Genomic DNA, 20,971 nt, shown 5'->3' with positions numbered 1-20,971 from the left:
CTCCTGTGTCACTGCTGCTTCTCCGAACCCACCAGCACGCACGCCGCCCGGTGTCCCTCACCCGCCGTGACCAGCTCCTGGTCCCGGTCCGCGCACGAGTCGAGCGCGACGGGGCAGCGCGGGTGGAACGTGCAACCGCCGGGGAGCGACGACGGGTCGGGCGGGTCGCCCGGCAGCCCGCGCGGGGCCCGACGCGAGGCCGGATCGCCGATGCGCGGGAAGGCGGCGGACAGGGCCCGCCCGTACGGATGCTCCGCCGCGCCGTACACGGAGCGGGCCGGCCCCTCCTCGACGACCCGGCCCGCGTACATCACGGCGAGCCGGTCGCAGGTGTCGGCGAGGACGCCCAGGTCGTGGCTGATCATCAGCAGGCTGATGTCCTTCTCGGCCACCAGTTGCTCGATCAGCCGCAGGATCTGCGCCTGGATCATCACGTCGAGCGCGGTCGTCGGCTCGTCGGCGACGATCAGCTGCGGGTCGCAGGCCAGAGCCATCGCGATCATCACCCGCTGGCGCTGCCCGCCGGACAGTTCGTGCGGGTAGGCGTTCGCCCGGGCGGCCGGCAGGCCGACGTGCTGGAGCAGCTCGCCGACGCGGCGCTCCGCCTCCGCGATCGTGACCCTCTGGTGCAGCATGATCGGCTCGGCGATCTGGTCGCCGACGCGGTGCACGGCGTTCAGGGAGTGCATCGCGCCCTGGAAGACGATCGAAGCGCCCGCCCACCGTACGGCCCGCAGCCGCCCCCACTTCATCGTGAGGACGTCCTCGCCGTCGAGCATGATCTCGCCGGTCAGCCGGGCGGAGGCCGGCAGCAGCCGCAGCAGGGCGAGGGCCAGCGTCGACTTGCCGCAGCCGGACTCGCCGGCGACACCGAGCTTCTGCCCGGCGGCGAGGGACAGGTCGACGCCGCGCACGGCGGGCACGGCGCGGTCCCCCGAACCGTAGGTCACATGGAGGTTCCTGACCTCGAGCACACTCAACGCGCCACTCCCAGCTTCGGGTTGAGTACGGACTCGATCGCGCGCCCGCACAGGGTGAAGGCGAGCGCCACGAGCGCGATGGCGATTCCGGGCGGGGCGAGGTACCACCAGTGGCCCGAGGAGACGGCGCCCGCCTCACGCGCGTCCTGGAGCATCCCGCCCCAGGAGACGACGGTCGGGTCGCCGAGCCCGAGGAACGCGAGCGTGGCCTCGGTGAGGATGGCGCTGGAGATGCCCAGAGTCGTCTGGGCGAGGACCAGCGGCATCACATTGGGGAGCACGTGCCGGTTCATGATGTGCCCGTGGCCGCCACCGAGCGCCTTGGCGCGTTCGATGTAGGGCCGGGACTCCACGGCGATGGTCTGCGCCCGGACGAGCCGCGCCGTGGTGGGCCAGCTGGCGACGCCGATGGCGATGATGACCGTCCACACATTGCGCGACATCACCGTCGCGAGCACGATCGCCAGCACCAGCGTCGGCATGACCAGGAACCAGTCCGTGATCCGCATCAGCACGGTGGAGAGCCAGCCGCCGTAGTGTCCGGCGATGATGCCGACGAGGGTGCCGATGGCGACCGACAGCGCCGCGGCAAGCAGGCCCACGGTCAGCGAGATCCGCGCGCCCCACACCAGCAGTCCCAGCAGCGAGCGGCCGAACTGGTCGGTGCCGAGCGGGAACTCGCCGCTCGGCTTCTCCAGCGCCGTGCCCGGCGCGTTGGTGACGCTCTGGACGTCACTGCCGACGAGCAGCGGCGCGGCGAGCGCGGTCAGCGCGATGAGCGCCAGCGCGGCGAGACCGAAGAGCCCCGCCCGGTGGCCGCGGTACGCACTCCAGAAGCGGGCCACCGAGTGCCGGCGGCGCGCCCACGCGAGGGACCTCGCGGTCGGGGCGTTCTTGCCGGCCTGCCCGGGCGGAGCGGCGGGAGCGGTCTTCGTCGGCGGCGTCGGTGTCGTCGTCATCGGCCCACCCGGGGATCGAGCAGCGGATACAGAAGGTCGGCGAGGAGGTTCATCACGATCATCGCGCCGGCGAAGACGACGAACAGCCCCTGGACGAGCGGCAGGTCGGGCACGCTGAGCGCCTGGTAGAACAGCCCGCCGAGCCCGGGCCAGGAGAACACCGTCTCGACGAGGATCGAACCGGCGGCCACATGGCCCAGGTTGATGAACACCATGGTGACGGTCGGCAGGAGCGCGTTCGGCACGGCGTGCCGGCGCCGTACGACGTCGTCACGCAGGCCCTTGGCCCGTGCCGTCGTCAGGTAGTCGCTGCCCATCTCGTCGAGCAGCGAGGACCGCATCACCAGAAGTGTCTGCGCGTATCCGACGGCGACCAGGGTGAGGACCGGCAGCACCATGTGATGGGCCACGTCGGCCACGTAGGCGAAACCGCTCTCGTTGCCCGACTCCATGCCTCCGGTCGGGAACATCCCGGGGACGGGACCGATCCCCACCGAGAAGGTGATGATCAGCAGCAGCCCGAGCCAGAATCCGGGCACCGACCACAGGGTGAGCGCCACTCCCGTGTTGAGCTTGTCCCCGAGGCTGCCGTGCCGCCAGGCGGAGCGGGTGCCGAGCCAGAGCCCGATCGCCGAGTAGATGACGACGGCCACACCTGTGAGCAGCAGGGTCGCCGGCACCTTCTGCAGGATCAGATCGCCGACGGGCGCACGGAACTGGTACGACATCCCCAGATCGCCGCTCAGCGCGCCGGCGCAGTAGTCCGTGAACTGCTGCCACATCGGCTTGTCGAGACCGAACTGCCGTCTCAGTGTGGCCATCTGCTCGGCCGACGTCGGCATGCCATGTGTCATGGCCTTCACCGGGTCGCCGGGAATGATCCGGAACAGGAAGAAGCTGGTGACGAGCACGGCGAACAGCGAGACCGCCGCTCCGCCGATCTTGCCCGCCACGTAGAGCAGATAGGCGCGTACGTTGCCGCGCGCGGCGCGGGCCTCGGAGGCCCGCGCCACAGCGGTCGTGCCGGTGGTGCTTGTGGTGCTCATCGACTATTCACGGTCTTCCGCGGTGGAACGGCGACGCATCGCGACGAACAGCCCGAGAGCGGCGGCGAGGACGACGACCGCGCCGATGCCGATCACCACACCCGCGGAGGAACCGCTGTCCGAACCACTGCCGGCCGCGGCCGGCTCCGCCGACCACCAGCTCCAGTAGCCGTCCTGGCCGTAGATGTTGCCGGCCGCTTCCGGCATCGTCGTGATGGACTTGATGTGGTCCGTACGGTACGCCTCGACGGCGTTCGGATACGCGAGGATGTTCATGTAGCCCGTGTCGTACAGCCGCGACTGCATCCGCTTGACCAGGTCGGCGCGCTTGGCCGGGTCGTACTCGACGGCCTGCTCGGCGTAGAGGTCGTCGAACTGCTTGTCGCAGATGAAGTTGTCCGTCGCGCCGGTGTCCTTGGGCGTGGCGGGCAGCGCCGCGCAGGTGTGGATCGACAGGACGAAGTCCGGGTCGGGGTTGACGGACCAGCCGTCGAAGGCCAGGTCGTAGTCGCCCGCGAGCCACGGGTCGGAGACGTTGTCGAGGCACTCGACCTTCAGCCCGATGCCGAGCTCGCCCCACCACTCCTGGAGGTACTTGCCGATGGCCTTGTCGTTCGGGTCCGTGGCGTGGCAGAGGATCCGGAACTCGAGCGGCTTGCCGTCCTTGTCCAGGCGCTTGCCGGCGGCGTTCTTCTTGTATCCGGCCCCGTCGAGGAGCTCGGCCGCCTTGGCGGGGTCGTACGCGATCTTCTGGCTCGCCTCCGGCTTCCAGAAGTACGACTCGAAGCGGGGCGGGATGTAGCCCTCTCCCTCGACGGCGTGGCCCTGGTAGACCTTGTCGACGATCGTGGCGCGGTCGGTGGCGTGGAACAGCGCCTTGCGCACCGCCGGGTCGAGCAGCGCCTTGTGGCCGTTGCCGAACTTCTTGCCGTCCTTGGACCGGGCGCCCGGGTTGGTGGCGAGGGCGAAGAAGCGGCGGCCGGGAGCGTCGTTGACCTTGATGTTCTCGGCGCTCTTCAGTGCCTCGGCCTGCGCCGGGGTCAGGCCCTGGACGAACGACACCTCGCCCTTCTGCAGGGCCGCGACCGCCGCGTCACCGTCCTTGTAGTACTTGAACACCAGTTCGTCGAACTTGGGCGCGCCGCGCCAGAAGTCCTTGTTCGGCTTCAGCTTCAGATACTGGTCGACCTTGAAGTCCGTGATGATGAACGGGCCGTTGCCGACGATGGGGAACTGCTTGTCGTTGTTGAACTTGGAGAAGTCGCCGACCTTCTCCCACACGTGCTTCGGGACGATCGGCACATCGAGCGCGGTCATCGTCGCCTGAGGCTTCTTCAGCTCTATGACCAGGGTCTTCGGGTCCGGAGCCGTGACCTTCTTGAAGTTCGCCGTGAAGCTGCCGTTGGCGGTGGCGGCGTTCTCGTCCGTCATCATCTTGTTGAACGTCCAGGCCGCGTCCTCCGCGGTGGCCTGCTTGCCGTCCGACCACTTGGAGTCGTCGCGGATGGTGTACGTCCACGTCAGCTTGTCGGGGGACGGCTTCCACGAGGTGGCGAGTCCCGGGACGGTGTGGCCGTCCTTGACGTCGTAGTTCGTCAGATAGTCGTAGGTCAGCCGGTGGATGCTGGTGCTCACGAGGCGCTGCGCCAGGAACGGGCTCAGCGAGTCGATGCTCTGCGACACCGCGACGGTGAGGACCTGCTTGCCGTCGTCGGCGGCCGCCGCCCGCGCCTGTGACTGTGCCTGCGACTGTGCGAGCGCACGGTCCTGCGGCTGGGCCTGGGCCTGGGGGGCCACTGCCCCCGCCGTCACCAGTGCCGTGGTCGCGGCGCCAGTGGCCAGGACCAATCGGAAGCGGGGGCGTTGCCGGGTTCTCTTGGATGAAGCCGTTGTGACCATGGACAGTGACCTCGCGTCATTACTCGCACGGAGAGGGCGGGTTGGTGATCTCTGGTTCGCCAGTTGGTGAAGCGAAGGTTTATCAGGGTGGTCATGCCGCGTCAACGGCCGCTCAAACCCCGTGTGGGCTGCGGGAATGCGGCGAGGGCCCGCACCGGGGAGTCGGTGCGGGCCCTCATTGGTCAAGACCTCTGTCGCGTTACTGCTGAGGGGCTGGCGGTGCCTGCGGAGGCTGCTGCTGCGGCCATCCGGCGGGCGGGAACCGGTCGGGCGGAACGTGTCCTTGCGGATCGGCTCCGCCGGCCGCGGGAGGCGTCGGACCGGCGGGGTTCGCCGGCGCCGGGACCTGCTGCGGATGCGGTTGCTGCTGGTGCGGCGCCTGCTGGTGGGGCGGCTGGGGCTGGGCGGGATGCGGCTGCTGCCAGCCCTGCGGCGGATGCCCCTGCTGCGGCACGCCGTACGGCGGCTGCGGCTGCCCCTGACCGGGCTGTTGGGGCTGCTGCTGCGGGTGCTGCGGCTGCTGGGGCGGGTAGGGCCGGCCCGGTGCCGGACCGCCGGGGGCGGGCTGCCCGCCCTGTGGGTGGGGCTGCGGGGGCTGGCCCTGGGGGTGGCCCTGCCACTGTCCCTGACCGTGGCCCGGCATCGGCGGGGCGGCCTGGGGCGGCGGGTTACCGTCCGCCGTCCAGAGCCCCTGCTGCTGCTGGGCGCGCACGAAGTCCTCGGCGATCAGCGCGGACAGGTTGAAGTACGCCTCACGGGTCTTGGGCCGCATCATGTCGAGGTCGACCTCGGCACCCGCTGCGAGGTGCTCGTCGAACGGCACCACGACCACGCCGCGGCAGCGGGTCTGGAAGTGCTGCACGATGTCGTCCACCTTGATCATCTTGCCGGTCTCGCGGACCCCGGAGATGACCGTGATGGAACGCTGCACCAACTCGGCGTACCCGTGGGCGGACAGCCAGTCGAGCGTCGTCGACGCGCTGCTCGCACCGTCGACGGACGGCGTCGAGATGATGATCAGCTGATCGGCCAGGTCCAGCACGCCGCGCATCGCGCTGTAGAGCAGACCGGTGCCCGAGTCGGTGAGGATGATCGGGTACTGCTTGCCCAGCACGTCGATCGCGCGCCGGTAGTCCTCGTCGTTGAACGTCGTCGAGACGGCCGGGTCCACGTCGTTGGCGATGATCTCCAGACCGGAGGGCGCCTGAGAGGTGAACCGGCGGATGTCCATGTACGAGTTGAGGTACGGGATCGCCTGGACCAGGTCCCGGATCGTGGCGCCGGTCTCCCGGCGCACCCGGCGGCCGAGCGTACCGGCGTCCGGGTTGGCGTCGATCGCGAGGATCTTGTCCTGCCGCTCCGTGGCGAGGGTCGAGCCGAGCGCGGTGGTGGTCGTCGTCTTGCCGACGCCGCCCTTGAGCGAGATCACCGCGATCCGGTAGCAGGACAGCACCGGCGTGCGGATCAGCTCGAGCTTGCGCTGCCGCTCGGCCTCCTCCTTCTTGCCGCCGAGCTTGAAGCGCGTGGCACTGGAGGGGTTACGGCTCGACTTGGGCTTCTGCTTGTTGTTGCGCAGGAGCCGGTCGGAGGAGAGCTCGACGGCCGCCGTGTAACCGAGCGGAGCGCCCGGCACCGAACGCTCACGCTGGTCGTGCGTGACCGGCGTGGGCCAGGCACCACCCGTACGAGGGTCGACGGGCTGACCGGGCGGCTGCGGGTAGCCGTAGGGCCCGCCGGGCTGGGGCGCCGCCTGCGGCGGCTGGCCCTGCGGCGGCTGAGCGTGGGGCGGTTGGGCCTGGGGCGGTTGAGCGTGGGGTGGCTGGCCCTGCGGCGGTTGAGCGTGGGGCGGCTGGCCCGGGTTCTGCTGCGGTACGGGGGCGCCCGGCTGCTGTCCGGGCTGCGGCCGGCCCGGGTGGACCGGCTGCTGCTGAGCCGGCTGACCGGGCTGCGGGAAGCCGTACCCGCCCTGGGGCGCGCCGGGATGTCCCGGCCCGGCCTGCTGCGGGAAGCCGTACCCGCCCTGCGGCGCGGGAGCCACAGGGCCGCCGGGCTGCCCCTGAGGAGGCTGCTGCGCGTGCTGCTGTGCCGGCTGCGGGAAGCCGTAGCCGGGGGCCTGGGCGGGCACCTGGGCGGCCGGGTCCGCCCCCGGTGCGGGCGCGGTCCACTGCGGCGCGGCCGGCGGCGCGGCGGGCTGGAACTCGGGCGGGAGGGGCGGCAGTCCACCACCCTGCGGCGCCGGCGCGGAGCCGGGTGCCCAGGGCGCGGCTCCCGAGGGAGCGACCTGCGGTTCGGCAGGGGCGGGTGCGGCGTTCTGGGGGACGGCAGGCGCGGGCGTGGCGTCGGACGGCTCGTCGTCGGCCGGCGGAGCGGAGTCCGCGACCGCAGCGGCGTCGTCGCCCTCCGTGTCGTCGCCTTCGTCGTCCGCGCTGTCCTCGTGGCCGCCCAGGCCGGCGGCCGGGGCGTCCTGGTCCGCGGCCGGGGCGTCGGCGGGCGACGCGTCGTCGGCCACGGGCTCTCCGTCCGCGTCGCTGTCCGGGCCGTCGGCAGTGCGGGAGTCGTTCCCGGCTTCCGCGACGGCGGTGTCGGTGACCACCGGCGGGGGCACGGCGCCCTCGGCGACCACCGGCGCGGGCACGGCGCCCTCGGCTGCCGGCTCGGCCTCCGTCTCCGCCGTGGCCCCGGGCTCCGCGGCCGGTTCCGTCTCTGCCTGCGGCTGCGGTCCGTCGGTGGCCCCGGCGTCCGTCCCGCCCGCCTCGGCGGCGGCCCGCTCGGCCATCTCACGCCGCAGGGCGGCGGGGGAGAAGCGCATGGTGGCGCCGCTCTCCACGTCCCCGTCGCCGAAGGACTGCCACGACAACTCCGGTGCCTGCGGTGTCGCGGAGCCCTGCGCGGGCTCGTCGGCCCGGGCCGGCGCCTGCTCGGCATCGGGCGCGGGTGCGGGCGCGGGGACCGCCGGAGGCACGGGTACGGGTGCAGGCGCCGGAACAGCCGGAGGGGCGACGGGCGCCGGTTCCTGCGGCGCGGATTCCTGCTGCGCGGGCGCGGGCGCGGGCGGCGTCTGCGACCAGTTCGGCTCGTACCCGCTGCCCGCGGGCAGTCCCGGCACGGCCACGGGCGCCCCCTGCGGAGGGGGCGGCGGAGAAGCCTGTGCCCCGGCGCCCCCGCCCGAAGTGTCACCCGACGCGTTCTGTGTGTACCAGGCAGGCGGGGTGTAGTCGATGGTGAACTCACCCGTCAGCTCGGCGGGCTCCGCGTCGGACTCGTCGACGGGAATGTTCCAGCCCCCGTGGATGTCGTCCCGATCGCCGTTCACTTTGCCTCCTGGTGTGGTCGAGCACCCTTGTGCCGTCGTGGGTGGGGGCCACCGCCTTCTTCGGATCGGCCCGGCTCTCCCCCTGGGACGCTGTCGGCACACCCGTAGGTTCTTGTGCCGCGCCCCGACCCACCCTAATCGCCAACAACGGCACTCCGGCAGGCCCGTCGGGCCGCCGGCCACTGTCCCGTGCGTCACGCCGTGCCCACAGGTGACCCTGCTGCACCAGAGCGTGAGAAATCCGGCACACCAAACCGGGACAACCCCGAACGGAACCGCTCCGTCAGTCCATCCGCCGGGCGCTGCCCAACAATCCGGTCTCGGCATCGGTCGCCTGGGTCATGACGAACTGCCGGTCCCGCGGGGTGCACCAGAGGGTGACTCCGTCGGCGAGCGTGGAGAGCGCCTCGGTCTCCCCCTGCGGCAGATGCATGATGCGCCCGATCTGCCTGGCTTCGTCCGGGGAGACGCGCTGGACGCCGACGAGTCCCGACTTCTCCATCAACCGGGGCGCGACCGGGCTCAGATACGGCAGCAGCGTCAGCACCGACTGCCAGGGCCCGGAGACGACCCGTCCTCGCGGCGGCCGCATCCCGCAGTCCCGTACGACGACCACGGGGCTCCCGGCGGAAGCGCCCTGCGGAGGCACCCGGCCCACGTCGTGCAGGGAGATGCACTGCTGTCCGCCGCCCGCGGCCTGCGCGAGCGCGGTCCACGCCGGCGCGCGGCCCGTCTCGACGGTGACCCTGGCCCCGGTCGCGGCGGCGCGCAGCGCGAGGACCTGAGCCGTCCACAGGCCGCCGATCAGCGTCACGTCGTACGGGGTGGGGCGGTTGATGCCCAGTACGGCGGGTCTGCCTTCGGCGTCGACGCCGATGACCATGCCGTCGTCACCGACCGGCAGGGTGAGGGCGGCCAGTTGGTCCATGGTCATCGCGTGCCGGTCCCTGCGGGGCCCGACGAGACCGAAACCGATACGCGGCTTTGCGGCAGGTGCAGACATCAGCGGGCTCCCCCGAGCGGCAACGTGGCGAGCATTCCGGGCAGTTGCTCACGGTCGAGTCTCACCAGGCCGGTCTTGACCCCACGGGCCGCCCGTTCCAGTTCATGGCGTGCGGTGACCAGTTCCTCGTCACTGCGTCCCGTGATCCGGACGTGTCCGGTGACCGTCACACCCTGCCGGTCGCCGTGACCGAGGGTCAGGCTGAAGGTCGTCGCCAGCGCGGGGATCGACGTGAGGAGGGCGACCAGCTGGGGCATCTGGGCCCCGCCGCCGCCGAGTTGGGGCCAGCGGCCCACCCAGTACGTCGTGTGCCTGCGGTCGTCGACGCGCCAGGTGCGTGAGGTCTCCTGAGTGCGCCGCGCGGGCACTTCTGCCCTGCCCGCCTGGGCGATGGCCATGGGGCTGGCGCAGGACGAAGTGGCGATGGCGGAGGTCAGTTCCTGCTCCGTGAGCACGGTCGCCCGGAAGCCGGCACCGGTCAGTCGGCTGGCCAGCTGGTCCGCCGTCCGCACCACGCACTTCTGCGCGCCTTCGATGCCGCCGCCGCGGGCCGCCACGGCTTCCGGGCACAGCTCCGGGTCGAGCTTCAGCGCGATCCAGGTGATGCGCAGGGCGGGCGAGCCGGTCTGGGCCTGCAGCGGCGCGTAGTTGCGTGCCGCGACGGACTGCTGAGGCAGGTGCGGGGCCGGGGCGGGCTGGGTGTGCTGGACGATCTGGACCGACTCGAGCCGGATCCCGTCCACCTCCATGACGTCCTTGATCAGGGCCATGGGGAGCGGGCGTGCCATGCGCTCCGGCCGCAGCGCCGTCGCGTCCGCCTCGACCTGGAGGACGGCGGTCAGGAACGTGCCGTCGCCGATCATCCCCACCGGCCGCCGGTCCCGGTCGCTGTAGGTGTAGGTCCGTAGCGCCGGGTCGCATTCGACGACGGGTGCCAGTCCCGGCTCGGTCCCGGGCTCGATGGTCAGCGACTTCGCCCGCCGCGTGCGCGCGCGCAGGGCGAACACGGTGGAGAGCCACTCGGGCAGCGACCGCCGGTGCCTGCGCACCACGGCCAGCAGCACCAGAACGGCCGCCAGGACACCGGCGGGTACGAGGAGCAGCGGGTCGGCGACCCAGGCGACCAGCAGCAGGGCGGCGGCGATCTCGACCAGGACGAGTTGTTGCAGTCGGAACGTTCCGAAGTGGCCGGGCCGTGCCCGCAGGCGGGGTGTGCTCGGGCCGGAGGAATGGGCGGGCGGTCGTGCGGAGGACTGTCTGCGGGCCGCGGGCCGCGCGCGCGTTGCGGACGCCATTACTCCGGAACCCCCCGGTTCATTAGGCCCCAATTCATCCCGATCACCCCTGTCCAGCCCCGCCCAGCAAGGCTTCCGGCGGCTGGATCACCCTACCCGCCCCACGAGCACCACCGATCAACAGGCATAGTAGGGGGCCGGTCCGAACGGCAGGGCCCGGGGCCGCGCTCACCACCACGGCCTCGCGGGGAGACAGTGCCTTCTTTACCAATGGGGACTCATGGCATCACGGCGGGATGAGCTCAACGCATACACCTTTGCGAAGAAGCGCACGGTGGCGGCATTCCTCCAACCCTCCCCGTCGGGCACGGAGGAGGGGGCGCCGCGGCCGCTGCGCGCGATCGTCCCCGGCATGATCGTGGGAGTGCTGATCCTGGCCGGCTTCGGCGCCTTCGGCATGTTCAAGCCCAAGGCCCCCAAGGACTGGGCGGCGCCGGGCACCAAGGTGATCGTCGGCAAGGACTCCACCACCCGATATGTCGTCCTCGAGACCGGCAAGGGCAAGAACAAGAAGGTCCTGCTGCACCCGGTGCTGAACCTCGCGTCCGCCCGACTGCTGCTCACCCCGGACCAGTTCAAGGTCATCCAGGTCGCCGACGACATCCTGGACTCGGGCAAGCCGGCCCGCGGCCCGATCCTCGGCATCCCGTACGCCCCCGACCGCCTGCCCGGTGAGAAGGAGGCGGGCCAGGCCAAGCGCTGGGCGGTGTGCGAACAGCCGGGCGCGGGCCAGGGCGCCTCGGCGCAGAAGGCGACGTTCATCTTCGCCGACCGCGACCTCAAGAGGACCGAGGGCAAGAACCGGCTGACCGGCGGCCAGGTCCTGTACGTGGAGGGGAAGAGCGGGCGCTACCTGGTCGACGCGGCCGGCACCAAGTACCTGGTCCGCGGCACGGAGAACGACGCCGACCTCCTCACCCGCGCCCTGGTCGGTGACCGGACCGAGCCGCAGCCCGTCACGGAAGACTGGCTGGCGACGCTCCATGAAGGAAGCCCGATCGACTTCCCCGTGCTCCAGGGGCAGGTGGGGGCAGCGGCCGGCGTCGGTGGCGGACTGACCGCCGAACAGGACAAGGTGGGCATGGTCCTGCAGGCCCAGACGGGGGCCGGACCCCGGCACTACGTCGTCCTCGCCGGCAAGGTCCAGCCGGTGTCGGACTTCACCGCGTGGCTCCTGATCAACTCTCCACAGACGGACGGCCTCGACATGGGCGGACGGGCGACGGTCGTCGACGCGGCCTCCTTCACCCCGGAGTCCGACGTCTTCGGCGCGCAGAACCGCTGGCCCGAACTGCGGGCCGAGCACGTCAACTCCGCGACCGGCGGGCGTGACACGGTCTGCAGCGTGCTCCGGAAGGTCGACGACAAGGGCCGCACCACCCTGTCCACCTGGGCGGGCTCGGCGTACCCGGCGGAGATCACCGCCGGTGGCACCAGCACCTACGTCACCCCGGGCTCGGGACTCCTCTACACCCAGGTCCAGGGCAACCAGACCAAGCCCGACGGTTCGCTCTTCCTCGTGACCGACACCGGGCTGCGCTACGCGGTGCAGGCGAACGGCGACAGCGACTCGGACCGCTCCGACATCGGCGCCGGCGGCGAGGGGCAGCAGCAGGACGGCCGCCCGGAGCCCAGCCAGGCGCAGATCCGGCTCGGATACGGCAAGATCGTCCCGTCGCTGGTCCCGATCTCCTGGTCCGAGTTCCTGTCCAAGGGCCCGCGGCTGGACACCAACAGCGCACGCCAGCCGCAGGGTTCGTAAGGAGCGCCGATGCTGTATCCGCTCAAGCGGGCCGCGGCCACGACCGCCGCCGCGCTGCTCACAGCCCTGACGGCCGCGACCCCGGCCGCCGTGGCCGCCGAAGGGACGAAGGGCGCTGCCCTCGACGGCAGCGGCGAGTGCACCTTCCCCATGAAGGAGCAGATCGCCGGCACCCCTTGGCCCCTTCAGCGGGTCCTGCTCGACGAGTTGTGGCAGGACACCAAGGGCAAGGGCGTTCGTGTCGCGGTCATCGACACCGGGGTCGACAACGACAACGTGCAGCTGAAGCCGGCCGTCGACGCTTCCGCGGGCAAGGACCTCCTCAAGCCCGACAAGAAGAACAGCGACGAGAAGCGCGGCAAGACGGACGGCACGGTCGACCTGGTGGGGCACGGCACCAAGGTGGCGGGCATCATCGCCGCGCGCCCCCGCAAGGGAACCGGGTTCGTCGGCATCGCGCCCGAGTCGACCATCATCCCGATCCGCCAGAACGACGAGAACAACAGCGGCAACGACCGCACGATGGCCACGGCGATCGACCACGCCATCGCCAAGGGCGCCGACGTCATCAACATCTCCCAGGACACGGTCAAGCCGCTCGGACCCGACTCGGCGCTCGGCAAGGCGGTGCAGCGGGCGATCACCGCGGGCGTCGTGGTCGTCGCGTCGGCCGGCAACGACGGCATGGACGGCAAGGTCAAGAACACCTACCCCGCCGCGTTTCCGGGTGTGCTGGCCGTGGCCTCCTCCGACCGCAACAACGAGCGGGCGGTCTTCTCCCAGGCCGGCGAGTTCGTGGGCGTCGCCGCGCCCGGCGTGGACATCGTCTCCACCGTCCCGGGCAACGGCCAGTGCATCGACAACGGCACCAGCTTCTCGGCCCCGTACGTCGCCGGGGTGGCCGCCCTGCTGAAGGCGAAGCACCCCCGGTGGACGCCGGCCGAGATCATCGCCGAGATCGAGCAGACGGCGACCCGCAGCATCAACGGCCACGACAACTTCGTCGGTTGGGGAGTGATCGACCCCGTACGCGCCCTGAGCGGCGACGACAAGCCCCAGGCAGCCCCCCGCCCGGACCCCGGACCGGCCAAACCGCCCGCGCCGGAACCGGCCCATCTGGCCATGACGGAGACCGTCCAGGAACGCAACGAGCGCTATGCAACCTACGCGCTGGGAATCAGCGTCGTACTGGTGGCGGTGATCGCGGGGACCGCGACGGTCATCAGGGACACCGCGCGGAAACGGTCACGCTGAAGCAAGTAACCATAAGCCGCTTTGCAGTTGGAACCGTCGTATCAAGTGGATAGAGTGACAGTCGGACCAATGGTCCGGCACGGGGGCGGCATCCGAACGGCTTCCGTCTACAGTCACTGTCGCAGGAAGAAGGGGCACGATGTCGGACAAGAACCTCGACGTAACCACCGGTGATATCACCGAACTCAGCGGCAAGATCCAGAATTTCTCGACCGAGCTGAGCAGCCGGATCACCTCTCTGAACGGCGTGGTCGACCGCATCCAGGCGGGGTGGCAGGGTGCGGCGAGCCAGCAGTACGACCAGGTGCAGACGCAGGTGAACCGCCGTCTGGCCAACCTGCAGCAGAGCCTCGAGAATCTCCAGAACATGGTGAAGATGAGCGCCGACGGCTTCGACGAGGAAGAGCGCAAGCGCATGTCGACCTTCGCGGGCATGGAGAACGCCAAGGGCAACACCAGCGCCATCCTCGAGGTCTGATCCGGACCGACCCGTCCGCATCGACCGTTCGCCGAACTTCGCTACTAGGAGAGATCAATGACCACTGCCGTCAATTACGACACAGTGACCCAGGCCGCGCGCGACACGGTGAAGACCGCCTCTGACCTGGCGGACGAACTCCGCACGCTGCTGGGCCACGTCAACCGCGTCGCCGGCGCCTGGCAGGGTGAGGCCAAGGAGGCCTACGTGGCCATCCAGCGGCAGCTCGCCACCGACATGGACGGCATGAACCAGGACCTGCAGACGATCGCCCGCCTGCTGGGCGACGCCGTCGTCGGTTACCAGGACACCGACAAGGGCAACGCCGCCCGGTTCCGCATGATGATGGGCTGACCACCCGTCCGCCCGTACGAAAGGGGGCTGCCCGCATCGGCGGGCAGCCCCCTTCGCCATGCCGTCGCTACTTGAGGTCGAACTCGCCGTCCCGCGCGCCCAGCACGAAGGCCCGCCACTCGGCCTCCGTGTAGCGCAGCACCGTGTCGTGGTCCAGCGACGACCGCATGGCGACGGCGCCGCCCGGCAGATGGGCGATCTCGACGCGTTCCTCGTCGGGACTCGTGCCGGGAGCGCCGACCCACTCCACACCGGAGATGTCGAGGGCGTACAGCTCTTCCTTCTGACGTTCCTTGTCGACTGCGTCAGCCATCGGCGCGTCCCTCCCAATGCATGTCACCCAGCAGTTGCAGTTGGTCACACTACTGCGTGGGCCCGGCCGCTCTTGACGAACGGCCGGGCCTGTGCAGGGCGGTCGCGGACGGGCCGCCGCGCCGCTACTGTCCCGGGTACCAGCCGACCTGGATCAGCGGATTGCCCCTCTTGCGGGACACGAAGGTGCCCCGTCCCGGCGGCATCGGACGGGCCCTCACGTTGCCCATGATGTCGCCCTCGGCCGGGCTGCCGGACAGGATGACACCCTGGCCGCCCAGTTCCTTCATCCGCTGCATGAACGGCTCGTACATGGCACGGGACGCGCCGGCGGCGTTGCGCGCCACGATGAAGCGGACACCCACGTCACGCGCGTACGGCAGCTTCTCCGCCAGCGATGCCAGCGGATTGCCGGAGTTGGTGGCGACCAGTTCGTAGTCGTCGATGAGGACGAACAACTGCGGACCCGACCACCAGCTGCGGTCGCGCAGCTGCTGCGGTGTGATGTCCGGCTTCGGCGCACGCCGCTCCATCACCGTGGAGATGGCGTCCATGTGCATCTCCATGGCCGACGCCATGGGCGCGTACTCGAGCAGGTGGGACGACGGGACCGCCTCCAGCATGGTGCGCCGGTAGTCACCCACCACGATGCGCGCCTGTTCAGGCGTGTACCGCTCGGCGATCTGCTTGGCGACGAGCCGCAGCAGGTTCGTCTTCCCCGACTCGCTCTCGCCGAACACCATCAGGAAGGGATCGGTCTCGAAGTCGACGAAGACCGGTTCCAGGTTCGTCTCGTCGATGCCGATCGCGATGCCGTGCTGGGGGTACTCGAAGCCCTTCGGCAGCTGCTCCGCGGGCAGCCTGCGCGGCAGCAGCCGGATCGTCGGAGCCGCCGGCCCCGACCAGTTGCCCTTCACGGACTGCACGAACGCGGAGACGCCGTCGGCGAGGTCGCCGGAGCTGCTGACGGAGTCGATCCGCGGCAACGCCGTCATGAAGTGCAGCTTCTCCGGCACCTGGCCGCGACCGGGCACCCCGGCCGGGACGTTGGCCGCGACCTTCCGGTCGAACTCGGAGTCCATGACATCGCCCAGACGCAGCTCGAGACGGCCGAGCATCTGGTCCTTGAGCGCCGCGCGCACCTCCATGTAGCGGGCGGCGGTGATGACGACGTGGATGCCGTAACCGAGGCCGCGTGCGGCGATGTCCGAGACGATGGGCTCCAGCATCTCGTAGTCGTTCTTGAAGCCGCCCCAGCCGTCGATGACCAGGAAGACGTCTCCCCAGGCCTCGCCGGGCAGTTCACCCGCGGCGCGCTTGCGGCGGTACGTCTGGATGGAGTCGATGCCGTTCGCCCGGAAGAACTCCTCACGCCGGTTCAGCACACCCATGACCTCGGCGACGGCACGCCGCACCCGCTCGGGGTCGAGCCGCGAGGCGATGCCGCCGACGTGCGGCAGGTCCGAGAGGGACGAGAGACCGCCACCGCCGAAGTCCAGTCCGTAGAACTGCACTTCGTTCGGTGTGTGGGTGAGGGCGAAGGAGGAGATCAGGGTGCGCATCAGCGTCGACTTGCCGGACTGGGGACCGCCGACCACCATCATGTGGCCCGCGGCGCCGGAGAAGTCGCGGTACAGCACCTCACGCCGCTGCTCGAACGGCTTGTCGATCAGGCCGAGCGGTACGACGAGACCACCGGGCCGGGTGTACTCGGTCGCCGTGAGACCGCGGGCCGCGGTGGGAGCGAGTCCGGGCAGCAGCTGGTCGAGCGTCGGGGCCTGGTCCAGCGGCGGCAGCCAGACCTGGTGTGCCGGCACGCCCTGACCCTCCAGCCGGCGCACGATCACGTCGAGGACCGTGTCCGCGAGGGCGTCGTCGTCCGACCGGCTCGGTGCGCCGCTCGCCGACGGATCGGGGGCCGCGTACACGACAGGCACCGGAGCCGCGGTGAACAGCGCGGGCCGCCGCTCGACGGACAGATGCCCCACCGAGAGGTCCGGACCACCGGTGCGGTACGTACCGGACACGTAGGCCGCCTTGAAGCGGGTCATCTCGTCCGTACCGAACTTCAGGTAGCCCGAACCGGGCACGGAAGGCAGGTGGTACGCGTCCGGCACGCCGATGGCCGTGCGGGACTCGGCCGCGGAGAAGGTGCGCAGACCGATCCGGTACGACAGGTAGGTGTCCAGACCGCGCAGCTTGCCCTCCTCCAGGCGCTGCGACGCGAGCAGCAGATGGACACCCAGCGAACGGCCGATACGGCCGATCTGGATGAACATGTCGATGAAGTCGGGCTTGGCGGTGAGGAGTTCGGAGAACTCGTCGAGCACCAGCACGAGCGACGCGAGCGGCTCGAGCGCGGCGCCGGCCGCGCGGGCCTTCTCGTAGTCGTGGATGTTGGCGTAGTTGCCGGACTTGTGCAGCAGTTCCTGGCGGCGCTGCAGCTCACCGCGGATCGCGTCACCCATGCGGTCGACCAGTGTCAGGTCGTCCGAGAGGTTGGTGATGACCGCCGCGACGTGCGGCATCTGCGACATTCCCGCGAACGTCGCACCACCCTTGAAGTCCGCGAGGACGAAATTGAGCGTCTCGGACGAGTGGGTGACCGCGAGCCCGAGGACCAGCGTCCGCAGCAGCTCCGACTTGCCGGAACCGGTCGCGCCGACGCACAGACCGTGCGGGCCCATGCCCTCCTGCGCGGCCTCCTTGAGGTCCAGCATGACCGGCTGGCCGTCCTCGCCGACGCCGATCGGCACCCGCAGCCGCTCGGCCACGGAACGCGGCCGCCACGTCCGGGCCACGTCGATCCCCGCCGCGTCGCCGAGGTTCAGCAGATCGGTGAAGTCGAGGTTGGAGAGCAGCGGTTCGTCGTCGTCGCCGCCTCCCATGCGCAGCGGCGCGAGCTGACGGGCGAGCGCCTCCGCCGCGGGCAGCGAGATGCCGTCGGGAATCCCCTCGTACGCCACCCGGGAGCCGGACTCCAGCCGGAGCCTGCCCGGCCGTACGACGACGGACAGCCCACCGCGCGGCTCGTCCAGGTCCCCGGAGACGACCTCGACGATCGTGACGCCCTGCAGGCCCTCCGCCGCGGCGAACAGCGAGTCCGGCGGCACCATCCCGCCGTCGAGCACGACGACTATGTGGGGCTGGTCCATCACGGGCTGGTTCTCGCGGCTGAAGCGCGGCCGGCCGTCGAGCCGGCTGTGCAGCAGCTGCTCCAGCTCGCCGAGGTCGTCGCCGAACAGACGCTTGGTGCCGGCACCGTCCACCTGGCCGGGCACCTGGGTGTGCGGGAGCCACTTCGTCCAGTCCCAGCGGGCGACCGCCCCGGGCGCCGCCACCACAGCGAGCATCAGGTCGTCGGGCGAGTGCAGCGTCACCAGTTGGGAGACGAGCGCACGGGCCGCCGCCTGCGCCGACTCCGGTTCGCCGGAGACCGTCACGTGATAGAAGGCGCGCATCGAGACGGCCATGGGCAGACCGTCGAGCGAGCCGTGCACAGCCAGGAACTGCTGCATCGCACCGGCCGACAGAGGTTCCAGCTCGTCGACCGGGGCCGTGTCCGGAGCGATCAGCGGCGTCGCGAGCTGCTGCGCACCCAGGCCGACACGGACCTGGGCGAAGTCCTTGTCGCCCACCCGCCGTTCCCACAGGCGCGACCCTTCGGCCACCACCGACCACAGCTGTTCCGGGGAGGGGTGCAGATAGAGCTGCGCGTCGCGCTGCTTACGCGCGGTCTTGCGCACCGTACGACGCGTCTGCGCGAGGTATTTGAGGTAGTCACGGCGGACATCGGCCATTTGCCCCTGCGTACCGCGGCGGTACCTGACGACCTGTGCCACGACCATCGCGACCGTCGACACCAGCATCAGCACACCCATGATGCGCATGAAGGGAGGCGCTTGCGGCGAGAAGAAGAAGACCACGGAGGAACCCATGCCGAGAACAGGCAGGATCTGCATCAGCATGCCCTCCTGCTGACCTCGCGGCAGCTCTGGAGGCGCCTCCAGCACCAGTTCCCCCGTGGGAACTTCAGGCGGCAGGGACCTCGGCGGGCGTTTCACGACGATCTGGCTCACCGGAGCATCAATCCCTCGAGACGGACGGAAGACGGATGGGCCGGTTCCGCCACCGACGCCCCCGGGACCGGGTGATCGGCGCGCTCCCCTCCGCGCGACGGTGATCCTACTTGCAGACCGGTCCCACGTGTCCCGGTAGGGTGGCGCGCGCATCGTGCGCAACCGCGAATCAGGGGGTCCACACACGTGAGTACGACCGCAGCGACCGGCTTCTGCCGCGTCACCGTTGTGGCGCCGGACAGCCGTATCGATGTCGCCCTCCCCGAGGACATCGCCGTTGCCGACGTCTATCCGGAGATCCTGCGCCTGACCGGACAGACGCAGGCGGCGGGCGCACCCACCGGGTACCACCTGGTCCGCCGGGACGGCACGGTCCTCGACGGCGCACGGTCCCTCGCCGCCCAACGGGTGGTCGACGGCGACGTGTTGAGCCTGCGTCCGTTCGCCGAGTCCCTGCCCCCGGCCGTCTTCGACGACGTCTCGGACGCCGTGGCCTCCGCCGTGGTGCGCGACCGTCACCTGTGGAGCGACGACCTGCTGCGCGGAGCCGGCCTCGTCGGCGGTGTGCTGCTGCTCGTCCTGATGGGCTTCGTGCTGTGGTTCGCCGATCCCGTCCGCCACGACATGCACAGCCTGCCGGGCATCATCGCGGGCGCCGCCGGTGTGCTGCTCACGGCCTTCGCCGGTGTGCGGGCACGCGTCTACGCGGACCGCGGGACGGCCGTGGCCCTCGGACTCGGGGCGCTGCCCCTCCTGCTCATCGCCGGCTCCGGGATCATCGGCCCCGACGCGGGCCACGGCCCCGGCCGGCTGCAGTTCCTCCTCGGCTGTGTGACCGTGCTGATCGCCTCGGTGGCCCTCGTCGCGCTCACTCCCAGTGGCGACGCCCCGTTCGTCGCGGCCACGTTCTTGGCCGTCACCGGCACCGCCGCCACCTTCCTGGCGATCATGACGGAGTGGTCCGCGACCGGGACGGCGGCCGTCGTGGTGCCGGTCGCCATCGGTCTGGTCGCCTTCCTGCCCGGCCTCTCCGCCCGCTTCGCCCGCCTCCCCATCGGCTACGCCGCGCCCCGCAGCGCCGCCGACGAGTTCGAGGGCGACGGCTACACCGACCCCGACGAGCTGCCGGAGGCCGAGCCGGTCGACGCCGAGCGGATCGCGGCCCAGGCGCGCCGCGGCCACGAGATGCTGCTCGGCCTGGTCGGCGGCTGCGCCGCGGTCGTCGTCGGCTGCGCAGCGGTGCTCGGCTTCTCCAGCAACGTGTGGGGGCAGTTCCTGGCCCTGGCGGCGGGCCTCGCCATGCTGCTGCGCGCCCGCCTCTTCCGCTACACCTCGCAGGTCGCCTGCGCCCTGGTGGCGGGCATCGCGGCCATCGCCCTGCTGGTCCTCGGTCTCTCCCTGAATCCGCCGGTCGACCTGATGAAGGACTTCCTGATGTACGGCGACCGGGGCGGGCTGGACATCCGTACGATCTGGCTCACGGCCGCCGTGGCCGCCGGCGCCGCGCTGATCACGGCGATCGGACTGGTCATCCCGAAGAAGGGCCTCTCTCCCTTCTGGGGCCGTCTCCTGGACATCGCCGAGGGTGCCGTACTGCTCTCCCTGGTCCCGCTCTGCCTCGCCGTGCTGGACGTCTACAACGCGGCCCGCTCGCTCACCAGCTAGCCGGGCCCCCGTCCGGGCGGGCTCCGGCAGGCTGGTACGCTGTGTAACGGCCGTTTGTGTACGCGTCCCCGGATCATCTGGGGACAGCGCCCATCGGACCTCCGCCTCCGAGTCATGGAAGCTCCCCTGAGACAAAGACCAGGGGCACTCGCGGGCGCATCGAACACCATGAGGAGTACCGAGTGTCTCTCGACGCCGCTACGAAGAAGCAGATCATCACCGAGTTCGGCACCAAGGAGGGCGACACCGGCTCCCCCGAGGTCCAGGTCGCGATGCTCACCCGCCGCATCTCGGACCTGACCGAGCACCTCAAGACGCACAAGCACGACCACCACTCCCGCCGTGGTCTGCTGATCCTGGTCGGCCAGCGCCGCCGCCTGCTGCAGTACCTGGCCAAGAAGGACATCCAGCGCTTCCGTACGCTGGTGGACCGGCTCGGTATCCGCCGCGGTGCTGCCGGCGGTGCCAAGTAAGACGCCGTGAAGGGAGCGGTTCCCACTCTTAGGGGGCCGCTCCCTTTGCTGTACGTGCGCGATGTGCCGGACGCCAATTAGTCTGGTCGCACAACGCCA

The 20,971-nt window shown here is 70.7% G+C and carries 15 protein-coding genes; 6 read left to right on the top strand and 9 right to left on the bottom strand.

All coding sequences use genetic code 11. The annotated features are described in order from the left end of the window. Positions 1-8: 8 nt before the first annotated feature. The 7 genes from SPRI_RS10660 to eccE all read right to left on the bottom strand — a co-directional run bounded on the left by SPRI_RS10660 (position 9) and on the right by eccE (position 10,495). Positions 9-980, bottom strand: coding sequence for an ABC transporter ATP-binding protein (locus SPRI_RS10660; protein WP_037773623.1), 972 nt, complete (start codon positions 978-980; stop codon positions 9-11). After that, positions 977-1,939, bottom strand: coding sequence for an ABC transporter permease (locus SPRI_RS10655; protein WP_005311219.1), 963 nt, complete (start codon positions 1,937-1,939; stop codon positions 977-979). The genes SPRI_RS10660 and SPRI_RS10655 overlap by 4 nt, the downstream gene beginning before the upstream one ends. Beyond that, positions 1,936-2,985 (bottom strand): ABC transporter permease, encoded by a 1,050-nt coding sequence (locus SPRI_RS10650; RefSeq protein WP_005311217.1) that lies wholly within the window; start codon positions 2,983-2,985, stop codon positions 1,936-1,938. Before SPRI_RS10650 ends, SPRI_RS10655 begins: the two co-directional genes overlap by 4 nt. 3 nt (positions 2,986-2,988) lie before the next feature. Next, positions 2,989-4,884 (bottom strand): ABC transporter substrate-binding protein, encoded by a 1,896-nt coding sequence (locus SPRI_RS10645; protein ID WP_037773622.1) that lies wholly within the window; start codon positions 4,882-4,884, stop codon positions 2,989-2,991. Between the two features lie 199 nt (positions 4,885-5,083). Then, positions 5,084-8,197, bottom strand: a complete 3,114-nt coding sequence (locus SPRI_RS10640; protein WP_053556877.1) for an SCO5717 family growth-regulating ATPase — start codon at positions 8,195-8,197, stop codon at positions 5,084-5,086. A gap of 283 nt (positions 8,198-8,480) precedes the next feature. Then, a complete protein-coding gene (locus SPRI_RS10635) occupies positions 8,481-9,200 on the bottom strand; it encodes a hypothetical protein (protein WP_005311210.1) in 720 nt (239 codons plus the stop codon). Then, a complete protein-coding gene (gene eccE / locus SPRI_RS10630) occupies positions 9,200-10,495 on the bottom strand; it encodes a type VII secretion protein EccE (protein WP_005311208.1) in 1,296 nt (431 codons plus the stop codon). The genes SPRI_RS10635 and eccE overlap by 1 nt, the downstream gene beginning before the upstream one ends. Before the next feature lie 220 nt (positions 10,496-10,715). Between eccE and eccB the strand changes: the two genes are divergently transcribed. From eccB to SPRI_RS10610, 4 genes are all read left to right on the top strand, one after another. After that, complete coding sequence (eccB, locus tag SPRI_RS10625) at positions 10,716-12,257, top strand: type VII secretion protein EccB (RefSeq protein ID WP_005311206.1); 1,542 nt, start codon at positions 10,716-10,718, stop codon at positions 12,255-12,257. A gap of 9 nt (positions 12,258-12,266) precedes the next feature. Beyond that, the gene (gene mycP / locus SPRI_RS10620) at positions 12,267-13,511 is read left to right on the top strand and encodes a type VII secretion-associated serine protease mycosin (RefSeq protein ID WP_005311204.1); all 1,245 of its coding nucleotides are present in this window, start codon (positions 12,267-12,269) and stop codon (positions 13,509-13,511) included. A gap of 139 nt (positions 13,512-13,650) precedes the next feature. After that, positions 13,651-13,989, top strand: coding sequence for a WXG100 family type VII secretion target (locus SPRI_RS10615; protein WP_005311202.1), 339 nt, complete (start codon positions 13,651-13,653; stop codon positions 13,987-13,989). Positions 13,990-14,046: 57 nt separating this feature from the next. Then, positions 14,047-14,343: a WXG100 family type VII secretion target gene (locus SPRI_RS10610; RefSeq protein WP_005311200.1), complete on the top strand. Its 297-nt coding sequence runs from the start codon at positions 14,047-14,049 to the stop codon at positions 14,341-14,343. Between the two features lie 67 nt (positions 14,344-14,410). On the opposite strand, the gene SPRI_RS10605 is transcribed toward SPRI_RS10610, so the two are convergent. Both SPRI_RS10605 and SPRI_RS10600 read right to left on the bottom strand, forming a co-directional pair. After that, the gene (locus SPRI_RS10605) at positions 14,411-14,656 is read right to left on the bottom strand and encodes a DUF397 domain-containing protein (RefSeq protein WP_037773619.1); all 246 of its coding nucleotides are present in this window, start codon (positions 14,654-14,656) and stop codon (positions 14,411-14,413) included. 124 nt (positions 14,657-14,780) lie between these two features. Beyond that, positions 14,781-18,734: a type VII secretion protein EccC gene (locus SPRI_RS10600; protein ID WP_005311196.1), complete on the bottom strand. Its 3,954-nt coding sequence runs from the start codon at positions 18,732-18,734 to the stop codon at positions 14,781-14,783. A 186-nt stretch (positions 18,735-18,920) separates the two neighbouring features. Here SPRI_RS10600 and eccD point away from each other — a divergent pair, with 186 nt between their 5' ends. Both eccD and rpsO read left to right on the top strand, forming a co-directional pair. Then, positions 18,921-20,399 carry a type VII secretion integral membrane protein EccD gene (eccD, locus tag SPRI_RS10595; protein ID WP_053556876.1) on the top strand — a complete coding sequence of 493 codons (1,479 nt, stop codon included), beginning with the start codon at positions 18,921-18,923 and terminating at the stop codon, positions 20,397-20,399. A 182-nt stretch (positions 20,400-20,581) separates the two neighbouring features. Then, positions 20,582-20,872 carry a 30S ribosomal protein S15 gene (gene rpsO, locus SPRI_RS10590; RefSeq protein WP_005311190.1) on the top strand — a complete coding sequence of 97 codons (291 nt, stop codon included), beginning with the start codon at positions 20,582-20,584 and terminating at the stop codon, positions 20,870-20,872. The last annotated feature ends 99 nt before the right edge of the window (positions 20,873-20,971 follow it).

The sequence above is a fragment of the Streptomyces pristinaespiralis genome (genome assembly GCF_001278075.1).
GTDB lineage: Bacteria > Actinomycetota > Actinomycetes > Streptomycetales > Streptomycetaceae > Streptomyces > Streptomyces pristinaespiralis.
Note: the sequence above shows the minus strand (reverse complement) of the source record. Positions and strands in the feature narration are given on the sequence as shown.